At 72.5% G+C, this 24,842-nt stretch carries 27 protein-coding genes; 16 read left to right on the forward strand and 11 right to left on the reverse strand.

Annotation, left to right across the window (positions count from 1 at the left end):
• Nucleotides 1–54: 54 nt before the first annotated feature.
• The 5 genes from AB0M59_RS24270 (at nucleotide 55) to AB0M59_RS24290 (ending at nucleotide 6,707) form a co-directional block, all read left to right on the forward strand.
• Nucleotides 55–507 carry a (2Fe-2S)-binding protein gene (locus AB0M59_RS24270; RefSeq protein WP_364618643.1) on the forward strand — a complete coding sequence of 151 codons (453 nt, stop codon included), beginning with the start codon at nucleotides 55–57 and terminating at the stop codon, nucleotides 505–507.
• Nucleotides 494–1,456 (forward strand): xanthine dehydrogenase family protein subunit M, encoded by a 963-nt coding sequence (locus tag AB0M59_RS24275; protein ID WP_364618646.1) that lies wholly within the window; start codon nucleotides 494–496, stop codon nucleotides 1,454–1,456. Before AB0M59_RS24270 ends, AB0M59_RS24275 begins: the two co-directional genes overlap by 14 nt.
• Entirely contained in the window at nucleotides 1,453–3,627 is a 2,175-nt protein-coding gene (locus AB0M59_RS24280; protein WP_364618648.1) for a xanthine dehydrogenase family protein molybdopterin-binding subunit, read from the forward strand. The genes AB0M59_RS24275 and AB0M59_RS24280 overlap by 4 nt, the downstream gene beginning before the upstream one ends.
• A 175-nt stretch (nucleotides 3,628–3,802) precedes the next feature.
• Nucleotides 3,803–5,233, forward strand: a complete 1,431-nt coding sequence (locus tag AB0M59_RS24285; protein WP_364618650.1) for a carboxylesterase family protein — start codon at nucleotides 3,803–3,805, stop codon at nucleotides 5,231–5,233.
• A gap of 196 nt (nucleotides 5,234–5,429) precedes the next feature.
• On the forward strand, nucleotides 5,430–6,707 hold the full coding sequence (locus tag AB0M59_RS24290; RefSeq protein WP_364618652.1) for an ATP-binding protein: 1,278 nt from the start codon (nucleotides 5,430–5,432) through the stop codon (nucleotides 6,705–6,707).
• A 10-nt stretch (nucleotides 6,708–6,717) separates the two neighbouring features.
• Here the strand turns inward: AB0M59_RS24290 and AB0M59_RS24295 are convergent, their stop codons facing one another.
• On the reverse strand, nucleotides 6,718–7,074 hold the full coding sequence (locus AB0M59_RS24295) for a hypothetical protein (protein WP_364618655.1): 357 nt from the start codon (nucleotides 7,072–7,074) through the stop codon (nucleotides 6,718–6,720).
• Nucleotides 7,075–7,209: 135 nt separating this feature from the next.
• Here AB0M59_RS24295 and AB0M59_RS24300 point away from each other — a divergent pair, with 135 nt between their 5' ends.
• Nucleotides 7,210–7,635, forward strand: coding sequence for a DUF2269 family protein (locus AB0M59_RS24300; protein WP_364618658.1), 426 nt, complete (start codon nucleotides 7,210–7,212; stop codon nucleotides 7,633–7,635).
• On the opposite strand, the gene AB0M59_RS24305 is transcribed toward AB0M59_RS24300, so the two are convergent.
• The 5 genes from AB0M59_RS24305 to AB0M59_RS24325 form a co-directional block, all read right to left on the reverse strand.
• On the reverse strand, nucleotides 7,632–8,309 hold the full coding sequence (locus tag AB0M59_RS24305) for a GNAT family N-acetyltransferase (protein WP_364618661.1): 678 nt from the start codon (nucleotides 8,307–8,309) through the stop codon (nucleotides 7,632–7,634). The genes AB0M59_RS24300 and AB0M59_RS24305 overlap by 4 nt on opposite strands.
• Before the next feature lie 61 nt (nucleotides 8,310–8,370).
• Nucleotides 8,371–9,003, reverse strand: a complete 633-nt coding sequence (locus AB0M59_RS24310; RefSeq protein ID WP_364618664.1) for a hypothetical protein — start codon at nucleotides 9,001–9,003, stop codon at nucleotides 8,371–8,373.
• Nucleotides 9,004–9,080: 77 nt separating this feature from the next.
• Nucleotides 9,081–9,491 (reverse strand): VOC family protein, encoded by a 411-nt coding sequence (locus AB0M59_RS24315; protein ID WP_364618667.1) that lies wholly within the window; start codon nucleotides 9,489–9,491, stop codon nucleotides 9,081–9,083.
• 70 nt (nucleotides 9,492–9,561) lie between these two features.
• On the reverse strand, nucleotides 9,562–10,119 hold the full coding sequence (locus tag AB0M59_RS24320) for a hypothetical protein (RefSeq protein WP_364618670.1): 558 nt from the start codon (nucleotides 10,117–10,119) through the stop codon (nucleotides 9,562–9,564).
• A 225-nt stretch (nucleotides 10,120–10,344) separates the two neighbouring features.
• Nucleotides 10,345–11,343 carry an NAD(P)-dependent alcohol dehydrogenase gene (locus tag AB0M59_RS24325; RefSeq protein WP_364618673.1) on the reverse strand — a complete coding sequence of 333 codons (999 nt, stop codon included), beginning with the start codon at nucleotides 11,341–11,343 and terminating at the stop codon, nucleotides 10,345–10,347.
• A gap of 85 nt (nucleotides 11,344–11,428) precedes the next feature.
• Here AB0M59_RS24325 and AB0M59_RS24330 point away from each other — a divergent pair, with 85 nt between their 5' ends.
• The 5 genes from AB0M59_RS24330 to AB0M59_RS24350 all read left to right on the forward strand — a co-directional run bounded on the left by AB0M59_RS24330 (nucleotide 11,429) and on the right by AB0M59_RS24350 (nucleotide 16,007).
• Nucleotides 11,429–11,758, forward strand: coding sequence for a helix-turn-helix domain-containing protein (locus tag AB0M59_RS24330; RefSeq protein WP_364618676.1), 330 nt, complete (start codon nucleotides 11,429–11,431; stop codon nucleotides 11,756–11,758).
• A gap of 70 nt (nucleotides 11,759–11,828) precedes the next feature.
• Nucleotides 11,829–12,269 carry a MarR family transcriptional regulator gene (locus AB0M59_RS24335; protein WP_364618679.1) on the forward strand — a complete coding sequence of 147 codons (441 nt, stop codon included), beginning with the start codon at nucleotides 11,829–11,831 and terminating at the stop codon, nucleotides 12,267–12,269.
• The gene (locus AB0M59_RS24340; RefSeq protein ID WP_364618682.1) at nucleotides 12,266–13,069 is read left to right on the forward strand and encodes an ATP-binding cassette domain-containing protein; all 804 of its coding nucleotides are present in this window, start codon (nucleotides 12,266–12,268) and stop codon (nucleotides 13,067–13,069) included. The genes AB0M59_RS24335 and AB0M59_RS24340 overlap by 4 nt, the downstream gene beginning before the upstream one ends.
• Nucleotides 13,029–13,850: an ABC transporter permease gene (locus AB0M59_RS24345; protein ID WP_364618685.1), complete on the forward strand. Its 822-nt coding sequence runs from the start codon at nucleotides 13,029–13,031 to the stop codon at nucleotides 13,848–13,850. Before AB0M59_RS24340 ends, AB0M59_RS24345 begins: the two co-directional genes overlap by 41 nt.
• 114 nt (nucleotides 13,851–13,964) lie before the next feature.
• Entirely contained in the window at nucleotides 13,965–16,007 is a 2,043-nt protein-coding gene (locus AB0M59_RS24350) for a transglycosylase domain-containing protein (protein ID WP_364618688.1), read from the forward strand.
• Here the strand turns inward: AB0M59_RS24350 and AB0M59_RS24355 are convergent.
• Nucleotides 16,004–16,429: a nitroreductase/quinone reductase family protein gene (locus tag AB0M59_RS24355; RefSeq protein WP_364618690.1), complete on the reverse strand. Its 426-nt coding sequence runs from the start codon at nucleotides 16,427–16,429 to the stop codon at nucleotides 16,004–16,006. The two genes, AB0M59_RS24350 and AB0M59_RS24355, sit on opposite strands and share 4 nt — an antisense overlap.
• 101 nt (nucleotides 16,430–16,530) lie before the next feature.
• Here AB0M59_RS24355 and AB0M59_RS24360 point away from each other — a divergent pair, with 101 nt between their 5' ends.
• A complete protein-coding gene (locus AB0M59_RS24360; RefSeq protein WP_364618692.1) occupies nucleotides 16,531–16,980 on the forward strand; it encodes a zinc-ribbon domain-containing protein in 450 nt (149 codons plus the stop codon).
• Between the two features lie 108 nt (nucleotides 16,981–17,088).
• Here AB0M59_RS24360 and AB0M59_RS24365 read toward each other — a convergent pair whose 3' ends face one another.
• Nucleotides 17,089–17,601 (reverse strand): PhoU domain-containing protein, encoded by a 513-nt coding sequence (locus AB0M59_RS24365; RefSeq protein WP_364618693.1) that lies wholly within the window; start codon nucleotides 17,599–17,601, stop codon nucleotides 17,089–17,091.
• Nucleotides 17,602–17,727: 126 nt separating this feature from the next.
• Between AB0M59_RS24365 and AB0M59_RS24370 the strand changes: the two genes are divergently transcribed.
• From AB0M59_RS24370 to AB0M59_RS24380, 3 genes are all read left to right on the forward strand, one after another.
• Complete coding sequence (locus AB0M59_RS24370) at nucleotides 17,728–18,162, forward strand: single-stranded DNA-binding protein (protein WP_364618695.1); 435 nt, start codon at nucleotides 17,728–17,730, stop codon at nucleotides 18,160–18,162.
• Nucleotides 18,163–18,338: 176 nt separating this feature from the next.
• Nucleotides 18,339–18,632: a hypothetical protein gene (locus AB0M59_RS24375; RefSeq protein ID WP_364618698.1), complete on the forward strand. Its 294-nt coding sequence runs from the start codon at nucleotides 18,339–18,341 to the stop codon at nucleotides 18,630–18,632.
• A 111-nt stretch (nucleotides 18,633–18,743) separates the two neighbouring features.
• On the forward strand, nucleotides 18,744–19,748 hold the full coding sequence (locus tag AB0M59_RS24380; RefSeq protein WP_364618701.1) for a pirin family protein: 1,005 nt from the start codon (nucleotides 18,744–18,746) through the stop codon (nucleotides 19,746–19,748).
• Here the strand turns inward: AB0M59_RS24380 and AB0M59_RS24385 are convergent.
• Nucleotides 19,722–20,564: an alpha/beta hydrolase gene (locus AB0M59_RS24385; RefSeq protein WP_364618704.1), complete on the reverse strand. Its 843-nt coding sequence runs from the start codon at nucleotides 20,562–20,564 to the stop codon at nucleotides 19,722–19,724. The genes AB0M59_RS24380 and AB0M59_RS24385 overlap by 27 nt on opposite strands.
• 503 nt (nucleotides 20,565–21,067) lie before the next feature.
• Complete coding sequence (locus AB0M59_RS24390; RefSeq protein ID WP_364618707.1) at nucleotides 21,068–21,742, reverse strand: GntR family transcriptional regulator; 675 nt, start codon at nucleotides 21,740–21,742, stop codon at nucleotides 21,068–21,070.
• A 2-nt stretch (nucleotides 21,743–21,744) separates the two neighbouring features.
• Here AB0M59_RS24390 and AB0M59_RS24395 point away from each other — a divergent pair, with 2 nt between their 5' ends.
• A complete protein-coding gene (locus tag AB0M59_RS24395; RefSeq protein ID WP_364618709.1) occupies nucleotides 21,745–23,415 on the forward strand; it encodes a thiamine pyrophosphate-dependent enzyme in 1,671 nt (556 codons plus the stop codon).
• On the opposite strand, the gene AB0M59_RS24400 is transcribed toward AB0M59_RS24395, so the two are convergent.
• Nucleotides 23,412–24,797: a pyridoxal-dependent decarboxylase gene (locus tag AB0M59_RS24400; RefSeq protein WP_364618711.1), complete on the reverse strand. Its 1,386-nt coding sequence runs from the start codon at nucleotides 24,795–24,797 to the stop codon at nucleotides 23,412–23,414. The two genes, AB0M59_RS24395 and AB0M59_RS24400, sit on opposite strands and share 4 nt — an antisense overlap.
• Nucleotides 24,798–24,842 lie beyond the last annotated feature (45 nt).

Below are 24,842 nucleotides of genomic sequence, written 5' to 3' on the forward strand. Positions count from 1 at the left end.
CGCCGCCACCACCACCGTCAGGTACCCACCCGGACGAGCTGCGGAAAGAGACCAGTGGAATTCTCACTCGAAGTCAACGGCAGTACCGAACACCTGGACGTCGATCCCGGTGTGACCCTCCTCGACGCCCTGCGCGAGCGCCTCGACGTCACCGGCCCGAAGAAGTGCTGCGACCGCGGTCAGTGCGGCGCCTGCACCGTGCACGTCGGCGGCCGGCCCGTGCTGTCGTGCCTCACCCTGGCCGCCACCGTCAAGCAGCCGGTGACGACCGTCGAAGGACTGTCCACAGAGGACGCGCTGCACCCGGTGCAGCAGGCGTTCGTCGACCAGGACGCTCTGCAATGCGGGTTCTGCACCGCCGGGCAGATCATGTCGGCGGTCGCGGCCGTCGAGCAGGACGTCGAAGACGTGCGGGAGTTCATGTCCGGCAACCTCTGCCGGTGCGCGGCCTACCCGAACATCGTCAAGGCCGTCGACCAGGCGAGGCGGGCCGATGCGTCCCTTTGAGCTGACCGCCCCCACCACCGTCGAAGACGCCCTCGCCTCGTCCGGCACGTTCCTGGCCGGCGGGACGACGCTGGTCGACCTCATGAAGCTCGACGTCCTCACGCCCGAGCACGTCCTGGACATCAACCAGGTCCCGCTGCGCGGCATCGACACGAGCGACGGCCTGCGCTTCGGCGCGCTGGAGCGGATGAGCGCCATCGCCGCGCACCCGCAGGTGTACCCGGCGATCTCGCGCGCGCTGCTGCTGAGCGCGTCGCAGCAGATCCGGAACATGGCCAGCATCGGCGGGAACCTGCTGCAGCGCACGCGCTGCTCGTACTTCCGGGACGTCGCGACGCCGTGCAACAAGCGCGAGCCCGGCAGCGGCTGCTCGGCGCTCGACGGCGCCAACCGGATGCACGCGATCCTCGGCACCAGGGACCCGTGCGTCGCCACGCACGCCAGTGACGTCGCCGTCGCCCTGGTCGCGCTCGACGCGCGCCTGCGGCTCGCCGACGCCGAAGGCACCCGCGAAGTCGCCCTGCGCGACTTCTACCAGCTGCCCGGCGACACCCCGGCTCTGGAGAACGACCTGCGCCCCGGCGAGCTGATCACCGACGTGCTCGTCCCCCGGCTGGACTGGGCCGCGAACTCGACCTACGTCAAGGTGCGCGACCGGCAGTCCTACGAGTTCGCGCTGTGCTCCGCCGCTGTCGCGCTGGACGTGCGCGACGGGCGGATCGCCGACGCGCGGGTCGCGGCCGGCGGCGTCGGGACGGTGCCTTGGCACCTGCCCGCCGTCGAGGAGGCCCTGCGGGGCGCCCCGGCGACCCAGGCCTCCTTCGAGGCCGCCGCGGCCGTGGCGGCCGACGGGGCGCACCCGTTGTCCGACAACGGTTTCAAGGTGTCGCTGCTCAAGCGGACCATCATCCGCGCACTGCTCGAACTGACCGAGGGGAGCTCCCGATGATCACCCGGCTCGACGCGCCGCTGAAGGTCACCGGCGAGGCCAAGTACGGCGCCGACCACTCCTTCCCTGGCATGGTCTACGGCTACGTCGTGCTCAGCACGATCGCGCACGGCGAGATCGAGGCCGTGGACGCCACCGCGGCGAAGAGCGCACCCGGCGTGCTCGAGGTCTACACGCCGTTCGACCCGCTGACGCTGCAGACCCCGAGCATGCCGCCCTTCGGCGAGACGTGGGTTCCGTTGCAGGGCAAGGAAGTCACCTACTACGGCCAGCCGATCGGCTTCGTCGTCGCGGAGACGTTCGAGCAGGCCCGGGACGCCGCGGCCCTCGTCGCGGTCGCCTACCGCGAGCAGCCCGCCCGGACCTCGCTCGCCGAACACCTCGACTCGGCCGAACCCGCGCCCCCGGCCATGGACGGCGCACCACCGGAAATCGAGGTGCTCGAAGACGGCGTCGAATCCTTCGATGCCGCCCTGGCCGCGAGCCCGGTGGTCGTCGAGGCGACCTACACGACCGCGACGCAGAACCACGCCGCGATGGAGCCGCACTCCGCCGTCGCCGTGTGGGACGACGGCGAGCTGACCATCTACAGCGGGAACCAGGCGTCGAACATGCAGGCGGCGGAAGTGGCCACGGCGCTCGACCTGGCGCCGGAAGCAGTCCGCGCGGTCAACCCGTTCGTCGGCGGCGCGTTCGGCGGCAAGGGGCGGACGTCCACGCCGGCGTTCCTGGCCGCGGCGGCGGCCCGCGCCCTCGGCCGGCCGGTGAAGGCCGCGCTCACCCGCGAACAGGTCTTCACCGCCACCGCCGGCCGGGCCTCGACGGTGCAGAAGCTCGCGCTCGGCGCCGAGCCGGACGGCACCTTGGTGGCCCTGCGCCACGACTCGTGGTGCCACACCGACACCGCCCGGTCGTTCGTCGAACCGACGTCGCACGGCACCTCGCGCGAGTGGTACGCCACGAAGAACCTGTCCATCTCCCAGAAGATCGTGCCGCTGAACGTCCCGCCGACGACGTTCATGCGGGCTCCCGGCGAGGCACCCGGGTCGTTCGCGCTGGAGAGCGCGGTCGACGAGCTCGCCGTGAAGCTGGGCATGGACCCGATCGAGCTGCGCGTCCGCAACAACTCGACCGCCCCGCCCGGCCACGACCTGCAGTGGTCGAGCAAGCACCTCGACGAGTGCTTCCGCGTCGGCGCGGACCGCTTCGGCTGGGCGCACCGCCCGGCGGGCTCGCGCACCGACGGCGACTGGCTCGTCGGCATGGGCGTGGCCACCGCGGTGTTCCCCGCCCTGCGGTTCCCGGCCACCGTCGGCATCACACTGCGGGCGGACGACACCGCCGTCGTCGCGACGAGCGGCGCGGACCCCGGCACCGGCCTGCTGACCGTGCTCTCCCTGGTGGGCGCCGAATCGCTGGACATCCCGGCGGACCGGATCACCCCCCGCCTCGGCGACTCGACCCTCCCGCCGGGCGGCATGTCCGGCGGCTCGACGGCGACGGCGAGCGCCGGCACGGCGATCATGCTCGCCGCCACCAAGGCGATCGACGAACTGACCGCGCTCGCCGCCGATCCCGGCGCGCCGTTCGACGGGCAAGAGGTCACCTACGCCGACGGCCGCGTCTTCGCCGACGGCAAGTCGATGACCTTCGGCGAGCTGCTGCGGACCGTGGGGCGCGAATCGCTCGAGGTGACCGGCACGTCGGCGCCCGGAGAGGAGCTGACCAAGCACTCCTTCGCCTCGTGGGGCGCCCAGTTCGTCGAGGTCCGCGTGCACAAGTGGACGCGCGAGGCCCGGGTGTCGCGGATGCTCGGCGTCTTCGACGCGGGCCGGATCATCAACGACAAGGCGGCCCGCAGCCAGATCATGGGCGGCATGATCTGGGGTGTCTCGGCCGCGTTGCACGAGGGCCTCGAGATCGAGGCGAACGGCCGGCTCGCCAACGGCGACTTCGCGAGCTACCTGCTCCCGGTCAACGCCGACATCCCCGAGGTCGGCGTCCACTTCGTCGAGTACCCGGACACCCTCCACAACGCGGTGGGCGCGCGGGGCCTCGGCGAAATCGGCACGGTCGGCATGGCGGCGGCGGTGGCCAACGCCGTGTACAACGCCACCGGCATCCGGGTCCGGCACATCCCGATCACCATCGAAGATCTGCTCGAGGACTGATCGCCCGGGGTGGGACGCGCGCGCGTCCCACCCCGGCGTTCGGCCACCTGGCGCAACGAGCCCGGCGCCGTTATCCATCCGCGACAACTCTCGGCGGATCGCCCATGACGGCGGCCGGTCCCCGGTCCTAGGCTGACGGGCGCTCGCCCGATCTTCCTCGAAGGGACCCCCCGGCATGACCGACCCCGTCGTCCCCACCACGTCCGGCGCGGTCCGCGGTCAAGTCACCGCCGCCGGCTTCGCGCTGTTTCGCGGCATCCCGTACGCCGCCGCGCCCGAGGGCGACCTGCGCTTCGCCGAACCCGTCCCGGCCCCGCCGTGGGAGGACGTCCGCGACGCGAGCAGACCGGGGCCGACCGCGCCGCAACGCCGGCACGACGTGCCCGGGCTCGACCTCTCCCCCCTCACCGGCACCGGCTGGCGGCCGGGTCCGGAGTACCTGACGGTCGACGTCTGGACCCCGCAGCTCGGCGCGGCCGGCCTGCCCGTGCTCGTGTTCGTGCACGGCGGCGCGTTCCTCGGCGGCACCGGGTCGGCACCGGTCTACGACGGCACCTCGTTCGCGCACGCCGGCGCGGTGCTCGTGACCGTCCAATACCGCCTCGGCGTCGACGGCTTCCTGCCGCTCGACGGCGGCACGACGAACCTCGGGCTGCGCGACCAGCTCGCGGCCCTGCGGTGGGTCCAGGAGAACATCACCGGCTTCGGCGGCGACCCCGGCAACGTCACCTTCTTCGGCGCCGCCTCCGGCGCGGTCAGCGTCGCCTGCCTCCTCGGTTCCCCGCTCTCCCAGGGACTCTTCCACCGGGCCATCGTCCAAAGTGGACACCCGGACATGGTGCGCGACAGCGTCCAGGCGCGCCGCCTCGCCCGGGTGATCGCCGACGAACTGAAGGCCGAACCGACCGCCGAGGCGTTCCGGAAGGTCTCGACCGAGCAGCTGCTCGACGCGCAGGACGCCGTCCTGCGGCCCGGTGGTGCCCCCGACCTGCGCGACGCGCTCGGCTACGACCGCGGCTACGGGCTCAGCCCGTTCCTCCCGATGGTCGGCGACGACGTCCTGCCGCAGCACCCGGCCAAGGCGATCCGGGCGGGCGCGGGCCGCGACGTCGACCTGGTCGTCGGCAGCTGCAGCGAGGAGATGCGGCTCTACCTGGTGCCCACCGGCGCGCTCGACGCGGTCACCGACGACCAGGCCGTGGCGTCGCTGGCGGTGTCGCACCCCGACCCGGCCGGCGTGCTCCACCGGTACGGCCTCGGCTCGGACCGCTCGGCGGGGGAGGTCCTTGTCGCCGCCTTGACCGACCTGGTCTTCCGCGACGGCGTCCGCGACCTGGCCGAGCACCACGGCGGCCGGACCTTCCGGTACGAGTTCGAATGGGGTTCGCCGCTGCTCGAAGGCAGCTTGGGCGCGTGCCACGGGCTCGAGCTGCCCTTCGTGTTCGACGCGCTGGGACCGGCGTCCGGGCCGCGGGGCCTGCTGGGCGAGCACCCGCCGCGGGAGCTGGCCCGCGACCTGAACGGCGCCTGGTACCGCTTCGCCGCGACCGGAGCGCCCGGCTGGGAGGAGTACGCGGGCGAGGAGACGGTGTTCCACACGTACTAGCCGTCGGTGAGGACCTTGCGCCAGGTCGCGTCCCACGTGGTCGGAATACCGGCCCGCCGCGGCACGACCGACCCCTTCCGACGGCCTTTCCCTTGTCCCACCGGGCCCGGACCCCACCCCGGGAGCGGTTGACGACGCCCCTGCCGCGCTGCCAGGCTCAGACCGCCCGGACGGCCGGATGAAATGGGGACCACCGATGCCCGAGGCGGGCTCCGCCGCGCCGCCGCGCGCGCTCGTTCGCACGCTGCTGCGCAGCGGCACGCCCGCGGAGCCGGCCGAGTCTCCCGACGAGCACGGTGACCTCGCCGCCGTCGGGGACGCGACGCTCGCCCGCGCCGCCCGGTACTGGGTCGTCGTGCCGCTGGCCTACCGGATCGCGGCGTTCGTCAAGGTGTTCATCGGGTTCGCCGCGGCCAACGGCCGGGTCGGGCTCGGGCCGGTGCTGGCGGCCACCGTGTTCGCCGTCGCGGCCAACACCGCCGCGGTGGCCTGGGTGCTGCGCTCGGGCGGGCTGCGGGCCCGCGTCACCGGCCGGGCCCTCGCGTTGGACCTGGCCGTGGGGGTGGCGCTCAACTTCGCCGTCGCCGCGACCGCCCCGGCGGCGGTGCAGCCGTTCGCGGTCGACGTGGCCTGGACCTGGCTGGTCGGCGCCGTCGCCATGTGGGCGGGCACGTCCGGGCTGCCCTCGGCGCTGTGGCTGGTGGTGGCGGCCGCCCCGCTCCGGGCGGCGCTCACCCTGGCCGGCGGCCTCCCCCTGACCGACCAGCTCTCGGTGACGCGCTCGATCGGCTGCATGATCGCGCTGGCGGTGGCGATCGTGCTCGCCGCGGGCATCCTCATCCTGCTCGGCGCCGGCACGCGGTTCGCGGTCGACATCGGGATCCGGCGCGGGCGCGAGGCCGAGCGCCGCCGGACGCGGCGCATCATGCACGACAGCGTGCTGCAGACGCTGGAAGCGCTCGCCATCTCGGCGCCGGGCGACGACGCGCACGCCGTGAGCCGGCTGTCCGAGGTGCGGTCGGTGGCGAAGGCCGAGGCCGCCGAGATCCGCCGCCAGATCACCGAGCCGATACCGAACGGGACGGCCCGCGGGTTCGCGGTCGAGCTCGCCGACGTCGCGACCGAGATGGCCCGCGACGGCCTGCGCACCCAGCTCGTCGCGGCGGACTTCGCCGACGACGACAAGCTGTCCCAGGACCGCCGCACGGCGATGTGCGAGGCGGTGCGGGAAGCGTTGCGCAACACGGTGAAGCACTCCGGGACGAAGCAGGTCGTGCTGCGCGTGGAGGAACGCGACGGCGGGATCGCGGTGGTGGCGCGCGACCAGGGCCAGGGCTTCGACGTCCACGACCGGCCGCCGGGCTTCGGCATCACCCAATCGATCGTGGCCCGCCTGGCCGAGGTCGGCGGGCACGGGACGGTGGACTCCCAGCCGGGCCGCGGCACCCGCGTGACGATGTGGGTGCCGAGCTAGGCGCTGCCGGTCAGGCCGCGCGCCGGGCGTCGCGCTCGGCGGCCAGGCTCGCGCGGCAGGCCGTGGTCAGCCGGGTGGTGGCGGCGCTGCCGCCGTGGCCGCAGCGCGGGCAGGTCATCGCGACGGCCAGGGACAGCTCGTCGACGGCGACGCACAGCTCGGTCCGGCAGCCGCGGCACCAGCGGTGCCGGGTGACCGGGCTGACGTGCGCCGGCGAGGCGACGCACTGGTGGATCCACCGGCCGTGCACGTGGCAGGTCAGGCGGTCGTCCGGGGCCAGCAGGCCCATGTCCTCGGCGTCGTCCTCGGTGGCGAGCAGGACCGGCAGGCTGCGGATCCGGGTGGTGGTGCACGTCGTGGCGGTCATCGTGGTCCCCTTCCTCTACCCGGACGTCGAACCGGGGACGCCGGAATCGACATCCGGACGCCGTTGGCCGGATCTCGGTGGTTCCTGGCATTCCAGCCACTGCTGGCCCCTCACGAAGATCGGTAACTTCGGCGCGTGTCGAAAATCCTGCTCTCGGTCCACGTCCTGGCGGCGATCCTCGCCGTCGGCCCGGTCGCCGTCGCGGCCAGCATGTTCCCCGCCGCCGTCCAGAAGGGCGATCTCAAGATCGCGAAGATGCTGCACCGGATCTGCCGCGTGTACGCCTACGCCGCCATCGCGGTGCCGGTGTTCGGCTTCGGCGTCGCGGGCACGATGCACGTCATGGGCGACCCGTGGCTGCTCACGTCGATCGGGCTGACCGCCGTCGCGGCCGCGGTGCTCGCGGTGCTGGTGCTGCCGCGGCAGAAGCGCCTGCTCGCCGAGGAGTCCACTTCGGCCAAGCTGAGCCGGCTCGCCATGGTCACCGGGGTGTTCAACCTGCTGTGGGCGGTGGTGACGGTCCTGATGATCGTGCGACCGGGCTCCTCGACCGGCGCCTAGCCGGGCACGCGGACCGCGACGAAGTCCGGCCGCCGCCGCAGGGCGAACCCCAGGGACAGGTAGAGGCGGATCGCGGAGGTGTTGCTCGCGGCCGCGTGCATCATCGGCGTCTCGCCGCGCTCGCGGATGCCCGCCGCCACCGCGAGCACGAGCCGCGTCCCGAGGCCCTGCCCGCGGTGGGCCGGGTCCGTGCAGACCGCGCTGATCTCGGTGTAGCCCGGCGGGTGCAGCCGCTCGCCGGCCATCGCGACCAGCGCGCCGTCCCGCCGGATCCCGAGGTACGTGCCGAGCTCGACGGTCCGCTTCCGGAACGGCCCGGGCTTCGTCCGTTCGACGAGGTCGAGCATCTCCGGCACGTCCGCGAGCCCCAGCCGCACGGCTTCCGGGTCCGGCGCGGCCGCGACACCCTCGTCGACGAGCTGGACGCCGGGCAGCGCGTCGAGCACCTCCCAGCCGGACGGCGGCCGCGCGGCCGTGGCGGCGAGCACGACGACGGCTCCCGGCCCGGCGAGCCCGGCGACGTCGAGCCAATCCTGCTCCTCGGGAGGGTCGGGAAGGCCGAGGAAGGGAGCGACGTCCTCGGGGTAGCGCACCACGCGCCCGCGCCGTTCGGCGAAGCGGGCGTGCGGGCCGGTCAGAGACGTCAAGACCGGGTTGTCCAGCGGAGAAGCCATTCTTCCAGAATGCTCAAAACCGCCGATCTTCCGGCGGTGCTCCCACATCCTGAGCAAGCGCTCAGCCGACCGTGGTCAGCTCGTCGTCCGAGAGCACGCCGGAGCCGGCCGACACGACCAGCCTGCCGCCACCGACCTGGTAGGTGTAGTCGCCGTTCTTCGCGACGAAACCGTCGCCCGAAGCCTGGGCGGGCAGCACGATGTGGGTGTCGTCCGAGGCCGCCTGCCCGCGCGCCTGACCGTCGTAGAAGATCCGCCCGTCGGGCACCTGGCAGATCGTGATCAGCGACTTCACCGTCTGCGCGACGAGCAATGCCGTCCCCTGGCCGCCCGGTAGGTATCGAGCCGCGTCCCCCGGGCACGGCTTCCCCGCCGGTGTCGGCGAGGTCGACGTCGACGGCGTCACCGGCGGGGTGACGCCGTTCGCCGTCGTGACCACGGTCTTGGTCGTCGGCAGGACGGGTGTCGTGTACGACGGAAACGGCCCGGACGCGTCGGGCGAGGGCTTCGCGCGGGCCGTGAACAGCAGGACCCCGCCCACCGCGACCCCGGCGACCAGCATCAGCGTCAGCATCACCCACAGCGCCCGCGCGCGAGCCCGGCCGGGGGCCAGGCTCGAGCAGGTGCCGCACCGCCCGGCCGCGGGGTCGTTGACCGCGCCGCACTGCGCGCACGTCCAGGGGGAACCCGCCATCGGGCCTCCTTCGCCCCGGCGCGGAAGCACGCCGGCCCCTCATCGTCACCGACGCGGGCGCGGGCTGCAACGCCCCGTTACGCCTGATGGACGACGTTGACCATCCACGGGATGCCGAACTTGTCGACGCAGGCGCCGAATTCGTCGCCCCACATCTGCTTTTCGAACGGAACCGTCACGGTGCCGCCCTCGCTCAGCTTGTCCCAGTAGCCGCGCAGGTCGCCGGCGTCGTCACCACTGAGGCTCACCGAAATGTTCGTGCCCGGGTTGTGGTCCACCCCGGTCGGCGTGTCGGCCGCCATCAGCGTGAAGCCGTTGTCGGTCTCCAGCTGGGCGTGCATGATCTTGTCCGCGTCCGCTCCTTCGGGTGAACCGAATTCCCCGAAGGTGTTGACGTGGAGCGTTCCGCCGAAGACGTCCTTGTAGAACTCCATGGCCTGCCGCGCGTCGGCGCGGAAGCTCAGGTACGGGTTGAGCACGGAAGCCATTGCGTTCTCCTACTCCTCGAAGAGAGCAGCATCTTCGCAGAAGCCCGCGACCTCGACAAACACAGAATTTTCAGACGACGAACCGGCGGTGCGCGTGCGGTTCCAACGGCAGCGCACCGTGCAGCGCCGCGCGGGCGCGCAGCTCCAGCGCGCGGTCGAGGGGCCGAGCCCCGGCGGCCGCGGCGGTGTGGAACGTGCCGCGGTCGAACAGGTAGACCAGCGCCAGCTTGCGGTCGCGGCGCCCGCCCGGCTCGGCGAACTCGACGGTCGCCGACCGCAGGCAGCCGCCGTAGCCCGCCCGGGCCAGCCGGTCCGCGACGTCGACCAGGTCGGCGGTCAGCACGCGCAGGTCCCGGTTGCGGCGCCAGCACCGGACCGTCGAACGCCCGTGGAGGTCCTGCGTCACCAGCGGGTGCACCGGCAGCCGGGCCGACGTCGCGGCGATCAGCTCCGCCTCCGTGCGGGCCAGGGCGTCCCCGTCCACCCTGAAGCCGACCGTGCCGCCGCCGGTGGGCATGAGGCCGAGCGCGGCGTGCATCCGCGGGGCGGCCGCGGCGAGGGTGTAGAGGGACTGCAGGTGCGGACGGGACGTCCAGCAGCGGACGAGCTTGCTGTCCAGCAGGGTCACGGGCGGTGTGTCCTATCTCCGGTCGAGAAGACCGCCGGGCCGGGCGCACTGGCAATGTCCACAGTGGACGTCAGGCGCGGGGACGCGAGGGGTCGGAAGGGACAGCATGCTCCCGCGTCCGCCGGTTCCGGACCGGAACCACGCGATCACGCGGCGAACGGCAGCCCTTCGCCGCCGAACGGTCACTCCGGGTCAGGTTCAGCCGATCAGCGGTACCCTCTCGCCTCACGCGACGGAAACAACGACCTTCCCGAGGTTGCGCCGGCTCCGGAACCGCTCGAACGCCGCGACGGCGTCGCCGAATGGGAAGACGCTGTCGACGACCGGCTCGAGCGGGCGGACCGCGAGCCACCGGACGAGGTCTTCGGTGTCCTCGCGGCTGCCGACCCAGATCTTCCGCACGGTCGCGCCGCTGCGGAAGAGGTCCATGAAGTCCACCGGCGCTCCCCCGGCGCCGACGAACCCGACGAGCGCGATGTCGGCGTGGTGCGTCCCCGCCGCGACGAGCGACTGCGCGAACGTGCCGGGCCCGCCGACCTCGACGATCCGGTCCGCGCCGCGGCCGCCGGTGGCGTCGAGGACGGCCTTGCCCCACTCGGGCGTCGCGGTGTAGTCGATCACGACGTCGGCGCCGAGTTCCGTCAGCTTGGCCGCCTTCTCCGGGCTCGACGTCGTCGCGACGACCCGCGCGCCGTGCTGCTTGGCGAGTTGCAGGGCGAACAGCGACACGCCGCCGGTGCCGAGGGTGAGCACGACCTCGCCCGGGCGCAGCGGCGTCCCGCCGTTCAGCGACGTCCACGCGGTGACCGCGGCGCACGGCAGCGTCGCCCCTTGCTCGTAGCTCAGGGAATCCGGCAGCGCGACGAGCGCGTGCTCTCCGACGGCGCGGTACTCCGCGAGCCAGCCGTCCTGGCCGTTCCCGTAGCCGACGAGGGCGTCGGGCAGCCGTCCCGCGATCCAGTTCGAGTGGAAGGCGTTGATCACCCGATCGCCCTTCGCGAAGCGCGTCACGCCCTCGCCGACGGCGGCGACTTCGCCCGCGGCGTCGGACACCGGGATCAGGCTTCCGGGGCCGGCGGTGAAGTGGTCACCGTCGAGGATGAGCAGGTCCCGGTAGTTCAGCGACGTCGCCCGGACCCGGACGAGCACCTCCCCGCGCTGCGGCTCGGGCACGGCCTCTTCGCGCTGGACCAGCTTTCCGGATTCGGGACGGTAGACGCGCACCGTTGGGCTCCCTCATGTTAATCGATTGGCTAACATCGACCATGGCACAGCCGTCCGCGTCGCGGCAACCAGGGATACTCGAACCATGGCCAGCCGCACCGCGACCCCCTTGGAGCACCCGGCGCTCGCGGACGTCTCGTTCCCCGCGGCCCTGGAAGCCCTGCGCGACCCGCACCGGCTGGCCATGGTCGCCGCACTCGCGCGCGAACCCGGCCAGTCGTGCGGGGCGATCATGCCGCCGGTCAGCAAGCCCGCGGCGTCGCGGCACTTCAAGATCCTCCGCGCGGCCGGGCTGCTGAAGCAGTGGGACTGCGGCACGCAGCGGCTGAACGCGTTGCGCAACGAGGAGTTCGACGCCCGTTTCCCCGGCCTGCTCGGTTTGGCCCTCGCGGAAGCCGCGCGTCTCCCCGGCTGATTCCTCGCATTTCTCTCGGACCAGACATTTAGCATTGCTAATAGATCTGAGTCAGAGCTACCTTGACGACATGACCGAACTCGCCGAACGCCTGCTCGGCGCCGTCCAGGGCATCCGCCGGATGGTGCGCCGCCGCGTGCGCGCCGAAGTGCCCGGTTTTCCCCTGCCCGGCGCCCAGGTCGAGGTCCTGCGCGTGGTGGCCGACCAGCCAGGCATCGGCGTCGCCGCGGCCGCGCGCGAGCTGCACCTGGCCGCCAACTCGGTCAGCACGCTGGTGAACCAGCTCGTCGACGCCGGTCTGCTGCGCCGGGAAGCGGACCCCGCCGACCGGCGCGCGGCCCGGCTGGAGGTGACCGGCGCCGCGCGCGACCGGATGACGTCGTGGCGGCGCGCCCGGACGGGGCTCGTCGCCGAAGCGCTCACCGGACTGTCCGAAGAGGACAGCGCGGCGATCGAACAGGCGTTGCCGGCCCTCGAAAAACTCATGGGCATCCTGAAGGAGCAGCCATGACCGAACCCGCGGTGCGGTGCACCGGCCTGACCCACTCGTTCGGGACGACCCGCGCGGTGGACGGCGTCGACCTGGAGATCGCGCCCGGCGAGGTGTTCGGCCTGCTCGGCCCGAACGGCGCCGGCAAGACGACGACGCTCCGGATGATCACGACGCTGCTGCCCACCGCGGCGGACCGCATCACGGTCTTCGGCGTCGACGTCGCGCGCCGCCGGATGGCCGTGCGGCGCCTCATCGGCTACGTCCCGCAGCAGCTGTCCGCCGACGGCGCGCTGACCGGGCGCGAGAACGTCGCGTTGTTCGCGCGGCTCTTCGACGTACCTCGCGCGCGGCGCGAGGGCGAGGTGCGGCGCGCTCTGGACCTCGTCGGGCTGGCCGACGAAGCCGATCGCGTCGCGAAGGGCTACTCCGGCGGCATGATCCGCCGGCTCGAGCTCGCCCAGGCCCTGGTCAGCTCGCCGCGGCTGCTGATCCTCGACGAGCCGACGATCGGGCTCGACCCGGTCGCCCGCTCGGCGGTGTGGGAACGGATCACGCAGATCCGCACCGACACCGGCATGACCGTGCTCGTCACCACGCACTACATGGACGAGGCCGAGCAGTACTGCGACCGCGTCGCGCTCATGCACACTGGCCGGATCCGGGCGCTGGGCACCCCCGCCGACCTCGAGACCGACCTCGGCCCGGGGTCCACATTGGACGACGTGTTCCGCGCGGTCACCGGCGACCGCCTCGAATCCGACGAAGGAGGGATCCGCAGTGTCCGTGCCGCTCGCCGCACCGCCCGCCGTCTCGGCTGACCCCGGCCCGCTGCGCCAGGTGCGCATCCTCGCCGCGCGCGTCGGCGCGATGTGCCTGGTGGAACTTCAGAAGCTGCGCCGCGACCAGACCGAGCTGCTCACCCGCGCGATCCAGCCCGCGCTGTGGCTGCTGATCTTCGGGGAGACGTTCACCCGGCTGCGCGCGATCCCCACCGGCTCGACGCCGTACCTCGACTACCTGGCGCCCGGCATCCTCGCGCAGTCGGCGTTGTTCATCTCGATCTTCTACGGCATCCAGATCATCTGGGAACGCGACGCGGGCGTGCTCGCCAAGCTCCTGGTGACGCCGACGCCGCGAGCCGCGCTCGTCGCGGGGAAGGCGTTCGCCGCCGGGGTCCGCGCGCTCGTGCAGGCCCTGATGGTGCTGATCCTCGCGGCGATCCTCGGCGTCGGGCTGACCGTGAACCCGCTGAAGCTGCTGGCGATGGCCGTCGTGCTCGTGCTCGGGTCGGCGTTCTTCTGCTGCCTGTCCATCGTGATCGCCGGGATCGTGCTGTCGCGGGAACGGCTGATGGGGATCGGCCAGGCGATCACGATGCCGCTGTTCTTCGGCTCGAACGCGCTGTACCCGGTGGACCTGATGCCGTCGTGGCTGAAAGTGCTCAGCCACGTCAACCCGCTGAGCTACCAGGTCGATGCCCTGCGCGGGCTGCTGATCGGCACGCCGTCGCACCTCGGGCTCGACTTCGGCGTGCTGGCCGCGGCGACCGTCGTCGCGATCACCGTCGCTTCGGCCCTGCTCGGCAGGTTGGCCCGGTGAGGCACATGTCTCACCGAACGGAAGCTTCATTCCCCGGTGGCTAATCTCGGTTTCGTGAATGGTCGCCCTGGCGTGTTCTCTTTTGCCGGTTTGTGCGTTCTCGCCGGAATTCTGGTGGCGGGCACGGTAGCACCCGCCGCCATCGGCGCCGGCCTGCTGTCGAATCAGGTCAGCGATTCGGTGGACGCCATTTCCGCCCAGCTCGCCGCGGCCGACCCGCCGCTGACCACGACGGTGACCGACCGGGACGGCACGCCGATCGCGACGCTCTACGCGCAGTACCGCCTCCCGGTGACTTCGGCCGGGATCGCGATGACGATGAAGGCCGCCATCATCGGGATCGAGGACCGGCGCTTCTACACCGAAGGCGGCGTCGACATGCAGGGCATGCTGCGCGCGGCGGTCAACGACAGCGCCGGCGGCGCGCTGCAGGGCGCCTCGACGATCACGCAGCAGTACGTCAAGAACTACCTCGTGAACGTCGTCGACCGGAGCAACCCGATCGCGCAGCAGGAAGACCGGGAAGACTCGCTCGCGCGCAAGCTGCGTGAAGCGAAAATGGCCGTCCAGCTCAACGACACCACGAGCAAGGACGACATTCTGGCGAATTACCTCAACGTGGTCGAATTCAGCGGAACGGTGTACGGGGTCGGCGCCGCGGCGAAAGCCTATTTCGGGACGACGGCGGACAAACTGACCGTGCCGCAGGCGGCGTTGCTCGCCGGAATGGTGAACAACCCCAGCGTCTACAACCCGTACACCCACGCGGACAAGGCGCTGCAGCGCCGCAACCTCGTCATCGACGCCATGGTCACCAACGGCTCCCTCCCGGTGTCCTACGCGGCAACGGCGAAAGCGGCACCGCTCGGTCTGCTGCCGAACGGCCCGGTGACGCCGTCCGGGACGTGCATGGGCGCGGCGCCGGACGCGGGGTTCTTCTGCGCCTACGCGGAGAACTACCTGGTGCGCGCCGGGTTCACCGCGGACCGGCTCGCCACCGGCGGCTACACGATCAAGACCACCCTCGACCCGCACGTCTCCCAGGTGACGAAGAACGCCGTCGACGCGAACGTCCCGACCACCCAGGACGGCGTGGCCAACACCTTCGCCGTCGTCCAGCCGGGCTCGAGCGGCCACCAGGTGCTCGCCATGGTCGCCAACCGGAACTACGGCACCGACCCGGCGCTGGGCGAGACGTCCACGGACATCGTCGCGGACGCGAGCAACGAGTTCGGCGCGGGCTCGTCGTTCAAGATCTTCACCTCGGCCGCGGCGCTCGTCACCCGCAAGGCCGGCCTGGAGACACCGCTGCCCAACCCGGACAGCCAGTGCTTCACGCCGCCGAACGCCAACGCGCACACGGCGTGCTACACCGTCCACAACGACGGTCACTACGCCGATCCGATCACCCTCGCCGACGGGCTCGCGACGTCGCCGAACGTCGCCTTCGTCGGGCTCGAGAGCCAGGTCGGGATGCCCGCCGTGCTCGACATGGCCTACAAGCTGGGGCTGCGGAACACGCTCGCGACCAACGACGCCGGGGCCGCGCCGAACCCCGCATCGAGCAACCCGCAGTACAACGAGCCGCAGTCGCAGTACTTCCAGAACCTGCTGTCGTTCACCCTCGGCAACAGCCCGGTCAGCCCGCTGGAGATGGCGAACGTCTCGGCGACGCTGATGAGTGGCGGCGTCTGGTGCCCGCCGAACCCGATCCTCTCGATCACCGACCGGAACGGGAACGCCGTCCCGGTGCCGCAGCAGGCGTGTGAGCAGGTCATCCCGACCGGCGTGGCCAACACCCTCGAAGCGGGCCTGAGCAAGGACACGACGGACGGCACGTCGGCCCAGGCCGCCCACGCGGCCGGCTGGACGCGTCCCGACATCGGCAAGACGGGCACGACGCAGCAGAGCGAGTCCGTGGCGTTCGTCGGCGGCGTCGACGGCTACGCGGTCTCGTCCATGGTCTTCGCCGACGGTCCGCGGCCACGCGAAATCTGCCCGGGCACGCCGGTGCACCTCGGCAACTGCGGCCACGGCGCGTTCGGCGGCACGGTCGCCGCGCCGCCGTACTTCCACGCGATGAGCCAACTGCTCGCGGGCGTGCCGGACCAGCAGATCCCCGGCCCGGACCCGGCCTACCTGACCGCGCGGAGCTAGCGCGGTTCGAGGAAGACGAGCGGGATCTCGCGCTCGGTCTTCGTCTGGTACTGCGCGTAGTTCTTGAAGTCGCCGGAGATCTTCGGCCAGAGCTTCGCGCGCTCGCCGGCATCGGCGACCCGGGCGTGCATCGGCCGCTTCGGGGCGCCCTTGAGCGAGACCTCGACCTCGGGGTTGTCGCGCAGGTTGAGGAACCACGCGGGGTGCGTGTCGTCCCCGCCGCGCGAGGCCACGACGACCAGCGTGTCGCCGTCCTGGTGCGGCGAGGTCAGCAGCACCGACCGCGGCTGCCCGCTCTTGCGGCCGATCGTGGTGAGCTCCAGGACGGGCATGGCGGCGTGCCAGCCCACCTTTCCGCCGGTGAGCTTGATCAGGCCGCGGTGCACGGCGTTCATGGTCTTGAGGGCGAAATCGCTCGGCATGATCACAATCTAGTCCCCGAGTTCGGCGAAACCGCCACGCGGCGGCGGGCCGGTGTGCGAGGCTGCGCGGCGAACAGAAGACCCGGGAGAAAGAAGTACCGATGCTGATCTGGGGCTGGCGGACGCGGATCTACGTGCTGGCGATGACGACCTTCCTGTGCGGCCGGTGCGGCAACCCCGCTTCGCACGCGGTGCGCAAGGCGGTCACGAAGTTCACCCTCTTCTTCATCCCGCTCTTCCCGATCAGCGTGAAGTACTCCGCGCAGTGCACGTTCTGCGGGATCGAGAACCGGATCCCGAAGGAAGACGCCGTCCGCCTGCAGGCGCAGGAGGAGCAGGGGCAGCAGCAGGGTTCCCAGCCGGGCTACCCGCAGCAGCCGCCGTCGCAGGGTTTCCCGCAGCAGGGCGCGCCGCAGGGTTTCCCGCAGCAGGGGGCGCCGCAGGGCTTCCAGCCGCCGCACCCGTCCCAGCCGCAGGGTTTCCCGCAGCCGCAGCACCCGTCGCAGGGCCAGTACCCGCAGCAAGGTCAGTTCCCCCAGCAGGGCAACTGACTCGATCGGCGCTCGAAGGCGCACTGCCCTATCCGGACAATCAGCTGCCAATCGGGACGAATCCGGTGGCTCGGCGCGCGATTCCGCCGAGGTCCCGGTGAACCGCCCTTAGATCGCGGCGAGCAGCACCACGTCCACGGCGGCACCGGCCTCTTCGCGCAGTTCCCGCTCCGCCGCTTCGGCGAGCGCGACAGCGTCGGCCAAGACTGCGCCACCGTTTCCAGCGAGCAGACCCTGAAGCGCCCGGGCGGCGGCCACCGCGTGCCCACCCAGCCGCCCGAGCGCCGGTCTCAGCTCCACCGGCACCCGCCGCGGCTCCGCGACCTCCCGTGCAAGACCACCCATCCGAGTGAGATCCGCGGCGGCGTGGACGGCGGCGACGACCGCCTTCACGTCCTCCTCCCGCGGCGCGTGCAGGGCCAGCAGCGCACACGCCTGGTCCTCGCACGCGGCCCCGAGCGCGGCGACCGCGGCGGCGTCTTCGCGCACCCGTCCACCCAGCGTGCGGTCACTTTCGAGGACGGCGCGCGTGGCGTCTTCGAACGCGATCGCGACCAGCGCACACAGGTCCGCCAGCCGGTGGGCGAGCGTGCCCAGCTCCTTCTGAAACGCCGTCGGCATGGCGGCAGGAAACCACCCCGGCCGGGGGACGGCATCTCCTCGCCCGGGCCCGGAACTGTCGGTCCCCCGTGCTCTCCTCGTCGGCGAGAGCGGTGCACCCCGCACCCGGAGGAGAAGGAGAGACCGATGGCAGGCGAAACGCTGGTCACCGTGATCGGCAACCTGACGACCGATCCCGAGCTGCGGTTCACCCCGTCCGGCGCCGCGGTCGCGAACTTCACGGTCGCGTCCACGCCGCGCACGTTCGACCGCGAGTCCGGCGCCTGGCGCGACGGCGAGGCGATGTTCCTGCGCTGCAGCCTGTGGCGGCAGTACGCGGAGAACGTCGCGGAGTCGCTCGGACGCGGCGCCCGCGTGGTCGTCCAAGGCCGGCTGAGACAGCGGTCGTACGACACGAAGGAGGGCGAGAAGCGCACCGTGACGGAGCTGGACGTCGACGAGATCGGCCCGGCCCTGCGGTACGCCACGGCCAAGGTGACCAGGCTCAGCCGAGCCGCCGGCGGTGAGGAGAGCAGTTCGTGGACGCCGGAGCCGGCGGTCGCGGCAGCGCCCCCGTTCTGAGTCCCCTCCGGAGTCCGGGACGCCCGTCGACGGGGAATCGACCCGGGCTCGACCGGCCGCGGTGACGATGGACGGACGCTCCCGGCCGAGCCGGTTCCGGATGTGCTGTCGAAATCCCGTCAGCTGGTTCGACGCATGGGTAGGACGAGGTCGAACCACGAGCGGGAGGGACCGAGATGAACAGCGACGAACAGACCGGAACGCCGGCCGTGCGCCCCTTGGTGAACCACCGGATGCTGGCGATGCTGCGAGCGGTCGGCGCGGGCCGCGGCCGGGTGTCCTGCAGCAGTGAGCCCGACCTGTTCATCGACGGCGTGTCCTGCGGCGACCAGTTCGCGGCCCACGCACTGGCGCACCAGGGCCTGGTCCGCGCGGCCCGCCCCGGCCTGCCGGGCAAGCTGGTCCCGGCGGTCCTGACGGCCGACGGCCAGGCCGTCGTCACGGCGCAGCAGCAGCACCACGCCGCCTGACCCGGCGGCGCGAAGCTTGACAACTCCACAAAGGGAACACGGCCACCACCGCGCCGTCCGGGCCGCCGAGGCCGCCCGAACCGGGTGGGGAACGCGACTACCGTGGCGGACATGAGCAACACCGAGGCCGCCCCCACCGAGCTCGCCTGCGGCGACCGGCCCACGACCGCCGACCCCGAGCACCCGGCCGTCGAGATCCTCACCCCGCGTGAGGTCCCCCTGGGCGGCCCGCGGGCGATGCGGGTCCGCCGGACGCTCCCTCAGCGGTCCCGGTCGCTGATCGGCGCCTGGTGCTTCGCCGACCACTACGGCCCGACCGAGGTCACCGGCGCGATGGACGTCGCCCCGCACCCGCACACCGGCCTGCAGACGGTGAGCTGGCTGTTCGCCGGCGAGATCGAGCACCGCGACAGCCTGGGCACGCACGCGATGGTCCGGCCCGGCGAGCTGAACCTGATGACCGGCGGGCACGGCATCTGCCACTCGGAAGTCTCGACCGAAGCCGCGAAGACGCTGCACGGCGTCCAGCTCTGGGTGGCGCTGCCCGAGCGGCACCGGCACACGGCGCGCGCTTTCGACCACTACGTGCCCTCGGTGAACCGGATCGAGGGCGCCGAGATCCGGGTGTTCCTCGGGTCGCTGGCCGGGCGCACGTCGCCGATCCCGACGTTCACCCCGCTCCTGGGTGCGGAGGTCGTGCTGGGCCCGGACGCCCACATGTCCCTCGGCGTCGACCCCCGCTTCGAGCACGGCGTCCTGGTCGACACCGGCGACGTCGTCGTGGCGGGCACCCGCGTCCGCGCGGCCGAACTGGGCTACGTCGGCACCGGCGTGCGCTCCCTGACGCTGAGCAACCGGGGCGCGGCGCCGGCCCGGTTCCTCCTGCTGGGCGGTACGCCGTTCGACGAAGAGATCCTGATGTGGTGGAACTTCGTCGGGCGGACCCACGAGGAGATCGCGGATTTCCGCGAAGCCTGGCAGGCGGAGTCCGACCAGTTCGGCAGCGTCACCGGCTACACGGGTACGCCGCAGCGGCTGCCGGCACCGGAGCTGCCGGCGGTCCGCATCAAACCGCGCCGGAACCCGGCTTCAGGCCAGGAAACCCGCCACGGCTGAGACGAACGCGGGCGCGTCGTCCAGCCAGGGATAGTGCGCGGCGCCGGGCAGGACGGCGACCCGCGCGTCCGGGAACAGCGCGGCGAACTCGCCGGCGACGCCCGGGCTGGCGATCCAGTCCAGCTCACCCGCCAGCACCAGCACGGGAGCGTCGACGGCACCGAGCGCGGCCCGGGTGCGCTCGGGTTCGAAGGCACCGTCGGCGTTGTAGACGCGTGCGGCGGCACCGTTGCGCTGACCGGCCTCGGTGGCTTGGTGCCGCCGGGCGGCGTCGTCCCACCGGCCGTAGTACAGCGGCGCCATGGCGGCCCAGTCGGCACTGGTCGCGGCTCGGGCGGCGATCGCCTCGTAAGCCGCGGCGGCGGCATCGAACCAGGGCGCACCGGCCCGCCGGGCCATGATCCGCCGCCGTTCGGCGACGGGCAGCTGCAACCCGACGGCCCGCGGGCTCGGCGCGACGAGCGCGAGGCGGCGCAGCCGCCCGGGATACCGAGCGGCATAAAGGACGGCGAGACTCGCCCCGGCCGAGTGCCCGAGCAGGTCGAACCGCTCGAGGCCGAGGTGCTTGCGCACCGCTTCGACGTCCTCGACCTGCCGATCGCACCGATAGGTGGCGGGGTCCCCGGGCGCTTCGGAGTCCCCGGTCCCCCGCAAATCCAGCACGGCGAGCCGTCGCCGGGCATCAAGCCCACCGAGATCCCCCAGATAGGCCCCGGCCCGCATGGGCCCACCGGGCAGGCAGACAACAGGGTCGCCGCGGGAGCCGGAGAGGTGAAAGGCGAGCGCGGTCCCATCCGGCGCGGAGAAGATCGGCATCCCCGACCCTGACACTCCCCAGGCGGCCCGGGCAACCCTCACCCGGGCAACGACCGGCCACGCCACGCCGACAACCCCGCCCCGCCCAGCGCACCACACGGGCATCACCTTCGCCCCGCGCCAACCCCGCGCCCCGCGCAAGCAACCCTCGCTCCGACCAGCGCCGCGCACGCCACGAAAGCACCCTCACCCCGACCAACCCTGCGCGCCACGAGAGCAACCTCGCCCCCAACCCCGAGCGAGCCACGCGAGCAGCCCCGCCCGCGCCAACCAGGCAACGCAACCAGCGCCCGCCCGCACCACGCGCGGGCGCACCACGCGTGCATCCCTTCGCCCGCGCCAACCCCGCGCCACGCAAGCAACCCTCACCCCGACCAGCGCCGCGCACGCCACGAAAGCACCCTCACCCCCGACCAACCCCGCGCGCCACGCAAGCAACCTCGCCCCCAACCCCGAGCGAGCCACGCGAGCAACCCACGCCCCTCAGCCGAGCCCGGCGACCATCACCGCTGCCGCGCGAGATAAGCCTCCAACGTCGCCAACCGATGCCCCCGCGCGCACCGCTCGACCTCCGCCGGATCGCCCCCACCCTCGATCATCACCAGCAGCCGCTCATGCTCCTCGACCGACTCCGGCGCGCGCCCCGGCACGGAAGCGAACGTGCTGTCCCGGACCGCGGCCAGCCGGGTCCAGCACCGCTGCACCAGATCGACCAGGTTCGGGTTCGGACAAGCGCTGAACAACACTTCGTGGAACTCCGCGTTCAGCGCCGTGAACGCCAGCGGGTCGAACTCGACCAAACTCCGCCGCATCCGCTCGTTCAGCGACCGGGCACGTGCCAGCGCCTCCGGCGTGAGCAGCGGCGCGGCAAGCCCGGTGGCCGCGCCCTCCACGATCGCCACCGTCTCCATCGCGTGCCGGTACTCCGTCGGGTCGATGGCCACCACCCGGGCGCCGACGTTCCGCTCGAACTGGATCAGCTCCTCGGCCTCGAGCCGGCGCAGTGCCTCGCGGACCGGCACCGCGCTGACCTCGAGCTCGCGGCCGATCTGGTCGAGCACCAGCCGGTACCCGGGGCCGTAGCGGCCGTCCAGGATCCTGGCCTTGATCGTCTCGTAGGCCAGCTGGGACTTCGTGACCGGTCTTCCCGAGGACGCGCTGATCATGTAGGAAACCATATATGGTCCTGCCGACGGACGACGCCCAGGAGGCCGTGCCGATGCCGATTCCCCCGCCCACCCCCACCGCGGCCGACCTGATCGTCGACGGCCTGCGGGCCCACGGCGTCGACACCGTCTTCGGGCTGCCCGGCGTGCAGACCTACGACCTATTCGACAGCCTGGCCCGCGCCGGCGACGACATCCGGGTGATCGGCGCCCGGCACGAGCAGACCGTGGCCTACATGGCGTTCGGGTACGCCCAGGCCACCGGCCGCACCGGCGTGTACTCCGTGGTGCCCGGACCCGGCGTCCTCAACGCCTCGGCCGCGATGCTCTCGGCGCACGGGGCGAGCGCGCCGGTGCTGTGCCTGACCAGCGAAATCCCCCGCGCGTACCTCGGCCGCGGGCTCGGGCACCTGCACGAGATGCCCGACCAGCTGGCCACCCTCCGGACGTTGACCAAGTGGTCGGCGCTGGTCGAGCACCCGGTGGAGGTGCCGGACGCGCTGGCGACCGCCTTTCGCGAAGCCGCGGGCGGGCGGCCGAGGCCGGTTTCCCTGGCGGTGCCCTGGGACGTGCTCGGCCTCCGCGCCCCCGCCGAAGCGGCCGGACCGCTGCCGCTGCACCGCCCGGCCGTCGACCCGGTCGCCGTGGAGCGGGCCGCGGAACTCCTCGCCGGCGCGAAGAACCCGATGATCATGGTGGGCGGCGGCGCCCGGCACGCGGCCGCCGAGGTCCGGGCGCTGGCCGAACGCCTGCAGGCGCCGGTGGTGCCGTTCCGCGGCGGACGCGGCATCGTGGGCGACGACCACCCGCTGGGCTTCACCTGCGTCTCCGGCTTCGAGCGGTGGGCGGAGACCGACGTGGTGATCGGCATCGGGTCGCGCATGGAACTGTCGTGGTTCCGTTGGCCGGAGAAGCCCGCGGGCCTGAAAACGATCCTGCTCGACATCGACCCGCGCCAGGCGACCCGGCTGGAAGCGGACGTCGCGATCGTCGCCGACGCCGCCGACTCCACGGTCGCGCTGACCGAGGCCGCCGGTCCACAACGGACGGACCGGGCCGCGGAGTTCATGGCGCTGAAGGCGACCGTGGCCGAGCGGTTCATCGATGTCGGGCCCGAACTGGAGTACCTGCGGGCGATCCGGGAGGTGCTCCCGCGCGACGGCTTCTTCGTCGAAGAGATCTGCCAGGTCGGCTTCGCGTCCTACTTCGGGTTCGAGGTCTACTCGCCACGCACCTTCGTCACGTGCGGCCACCAGGGCACGCTCGGCTTCGGCTACCCGACGGCGCTCGGCGTGCAGGCGGCGTTCCCTGGCCGCCCGGTGGTTTCGGTGGCCGGCGACGGCGGCTTCATGTTCGCCGCGCAGGAGCTGGCCACGGCCGTCCAATACGGACTGAACGTGGTCGCCGTCGTGTTCGACAACGGCTACTACGGCAACGTCCACCTCGACCAGGAGCGGCTGTTCGAGGGCCGCGCCCTGGGCGGGCGGCTGCGGAACCCGGACTTCGCCCGGCTCGCCGAGACGTTCGGCGCGCTCGGCCTGACCGCGCGCACCCCGGACGACCTGCGGGGCGCGCTGGACAAGGCGTTCGCCGCGGGCCGGCCGGCGCTGGTGCACGTGCCGTGCGAGCTGGGCGCCGGCGCGTCGCCGTGGAAGTACCTGATGCCGAAGTCGGACCGCAGCTAGCCGGCGGCCACGCGCTCGAGCACGGCGAAGACGCGGTCGACGTCGGCCGCGGTCGTCTGCCAGTTGCTGAAGGCCGCACGCAGCGCCGGGCGGCCGTCGTACACGGTCGGGGTGAGGAAGGTGGTCCCGTCCTCGGCGATGGCGCGGACGAGGGCGTCGATCCGGTCCTGGGTGACGTCCTCGGCCGGGGCGAAGCACACGACGTTGAGCCGCACCGGCGCGAGCAGCCGCCAGCGGGGCGAGCCGTCGAGCCGCGCGCCGAGGTCCCGGGCGAGCGACACGCAGCGCTCGACGATCTCGCGGTGCCCGTCCCGGCCGTAGGCCACGAGCGAGAACCAGGCCGGGAGGGCGCGCAGCCGCCGGGAGTTCTCCGGCGTGAGGTGCAGGAAGTCCGGGGTTTCGCCGATCTCGCCGAGGTAGGCCGCGTTGTTGCTGAACACGCGCAGCTGCAGGTCGCGGCGGCGGGTGAACTGGACGGCGGAGTCGTAGGGCACGTTGAGCCACTTGTGCAGGTCGACGACCACCGAGTCGGCCTGGTCGAGGCCCGCGGTCAGCGCCGCGTGCTCCGGCGCGAGCGCGGCGAACCCGCCGAACGCGGCGTCGACGTGCAGCCAGAAGTCGTACCGCTGCTTGAGCGCGGCGATCGCGTGCAGGTCGTCGAAGTCGACGGTGTTCACGGTGCCCGCGTTCGCGACGACGACGGCCGGCCCGTCGAGCGATTCGAGCGATTCGGCCAGCTTGGTGACGTCAACGGCTTCGCGGCCCGGCAGCACCGGCACCTTCCGCAGCGCCGAACGGCCCATCCCGAGGAACGACAACGCCTTCAGGATGCTCGAATGCGGCGAGCCGGACAGCACGGTGACCGGGCCGAGCGCGGCGACGCCGTCGTCGGACACCGACACCCCGGCGCGCTCGCCGAGCCATTCGCGGGCGATGGCGAGGCCGGTGACCGTGGACATCGTGGCGCCGGTGACGAACGCGCCGGAGAACTCCGCGCCGAGCCCGAACAGCTCGGCCAGCCAGCCGACCGTCTCGCGCTCCAGGTCCTGGGCCGAGGAGTCCATGCCGCTGGCGGGGTTCTGGTCGTAGGTGGAGGTGAGCCAGTCCCCGGCCAGCGACGCCGGGGTCGCGCCACCAGTGACGAACCCGAGGTAGCGGGGCCCGGCACTGCCCGCGAAGCCGGCTTCCCAGCGCTGCGAGAACTCTTCCAGCGCACCCCGGCCGCCGACACCTTCGACCGGCAGCGGCGCCCGCACGAGATCCCCGGGCGGGACGGCGGCGGGTCGCTCGGGCAGCCCCGCAAGCGCTTCGCCGGCAAGCTTCCGCGCGGCGTCGAGCAGCTCGGGCAGGGACTTCAGGTCTTCGGCAAGCCTAGGATGCACCTCACCGACGCTAGGCCCCGCGACCAGCGCTGTCGCGGTCCAATC

This window comes from Amycolatopsis sp. NPDC051371, assembly GCF_040682155.1.
In the GTDB taxonomy this organism is placed as follows: domain Bacteria; phylum Actinomycetota; class Actinomycetes; order Mycobacteriales; family Pseudonocardiaceae; genus Amycolatopsis.

Bases quoted from the DNA above. Each gene is read 5' to 3' on its own strand.
- AB0M59_RS24310 (WP_364618664.1), bottom strand. From the start codon at position 9,003: ATGGCGGGTTCCCCCTGGACGTGCGCGCAGTGCGGCGCGGTCAACGAC.
- AB0M59_RS24365 (WP_364618693.1), bottom strand. From the start codon at position 17,601: ATGCCGACGGCGTTTCAGAAGGAGCTGGGCACGCTCGCCCACCGGCTG.
- AB0M59_RS24275 (WP_364618646.1), top strand. From the start codon at position 494: ATGCGTCCCTTTGAGCTGACCGCCCCCACCACCGTCGAAGACGCCCTC.
- AB0M59_RS24290 (WP_364618652.1), top strand. From the start codon at position 5,430: ATGCCCGAGGCGGGCTCCGCCGCGCCGCCGCGCGCGCTCGTTCGCACG.
- AB0M59_RS24375 (WP_364618698.1), top strand. From the start codon at position 18,339: ATGAACAGCGACGAACAGACCGGAACGCCGGCCGTGCGCCCCTTGGTG.
- AB0M59_RS24340 (WP_364618682.1), top strand. From the start codon at position 12,266: ATGACCGAACCCGCGGTGCGGTGCACCGGCCTGACCCACTCGTTCGGG.
- AB0M59_RS24285 (WP_364618650.1), top strand. From the start codon at position 3,803: ATGACCGACCCCGTCGTCCCCACCACGTCCGGCGCGGTCCGCGGTCAA.
- AB0M59_RS24380 (WP_364618701.1), top strand. From the start codon at position 18,744: ATGAGCAACACCGAGGCCGCCCCCACCGAGCTCGCCTGCGGCGACCGG.
- AB0M59_RS24385 (WP_364618704.1), bottom strand. From the start codon at position 20,564: ATGCCGATCTTCTCCGCGCCGGATGGGACCGCGCTCGCCTTTCACCTC.
- AB0M59_RS24330 (WP_364618676.1), top strand. From the start codon at position 11,429: ATGGCCAGCCGCACCGCGACCCCCTTGGAGCACCCGGCGCTCGCGGAC.
- AB0M59_RS24315 (WP_364618667.1), bottom strand. From the start codon at position 9,491: ATGGCTTCCGTGCTCAACCCGTACCTGAGCTTCCGCGCCGACGCGCGG.
- AB0M59_RS24390 (WP_364618707.1), bottom strand. From the start codon at position 21,742: ATGGTTTCCTACATGATCAGCGCGTCCTCGGGAAGACCGGTCACGAAG.
- AB0M59_RS24335 (WP_364618679.1), top strand. From the start codon at position 11,829: ATGACCGAACTCGCCGAACGCCTGCTCGGCGCCGTCCAGGGCATCCGC.
- AB0M59_RS24305 (WP_364618661.1), bottom strand. From the start codon at position 8,309: ATGGCTTCTCCGCTGGACAACCCGGTCTTGACGTCTCTGACCGGCCCG.
- AB0M59_RS24295 (WP_364618655.1), bottom strand. From the start codon at position 7,074: ATGACCGCCACGACGTGCACCACCACCCGGATCCGCAGCCTGCCGGTC.
- AB0M59_RS24370 (WP_364618695.1), top strand. From the start codon at position 17,728: ATGGCAGGCGAAACGCTGGTCACCGTGATCGGCAACCTGACGACCGAT.
- AB0M59_RS24395 (WP_364618709.1), top strand. From the start codon at position 21,745: ATGGTCCTGCCGACGGACGACGCCCAGGAGGCCGTGCCGATGCCGATT.
- AB0M59_RS24360 (WP_364618692.1), top strand. From the start codon at position 16,531: ATGCTGATCTGGGGCTGGCGGACGCGGATCTACGTGCTGGCGATGACG.
- AB0M59_RS24280 (WP_364618648.1), top strand. From the start codon at position 1,453: ATGATCACCCGGCTCGACGCGCCGCTGAAGGTCACCGGCGAGGCCAAG.
- AB0M59_RS24355 (WP_364618690.1), bottom strand. From the start codon at position 16,429: ATGCCGAGCGATTTCGCCCTCAAGACCATGAACGCCGTGCACCGCGGC.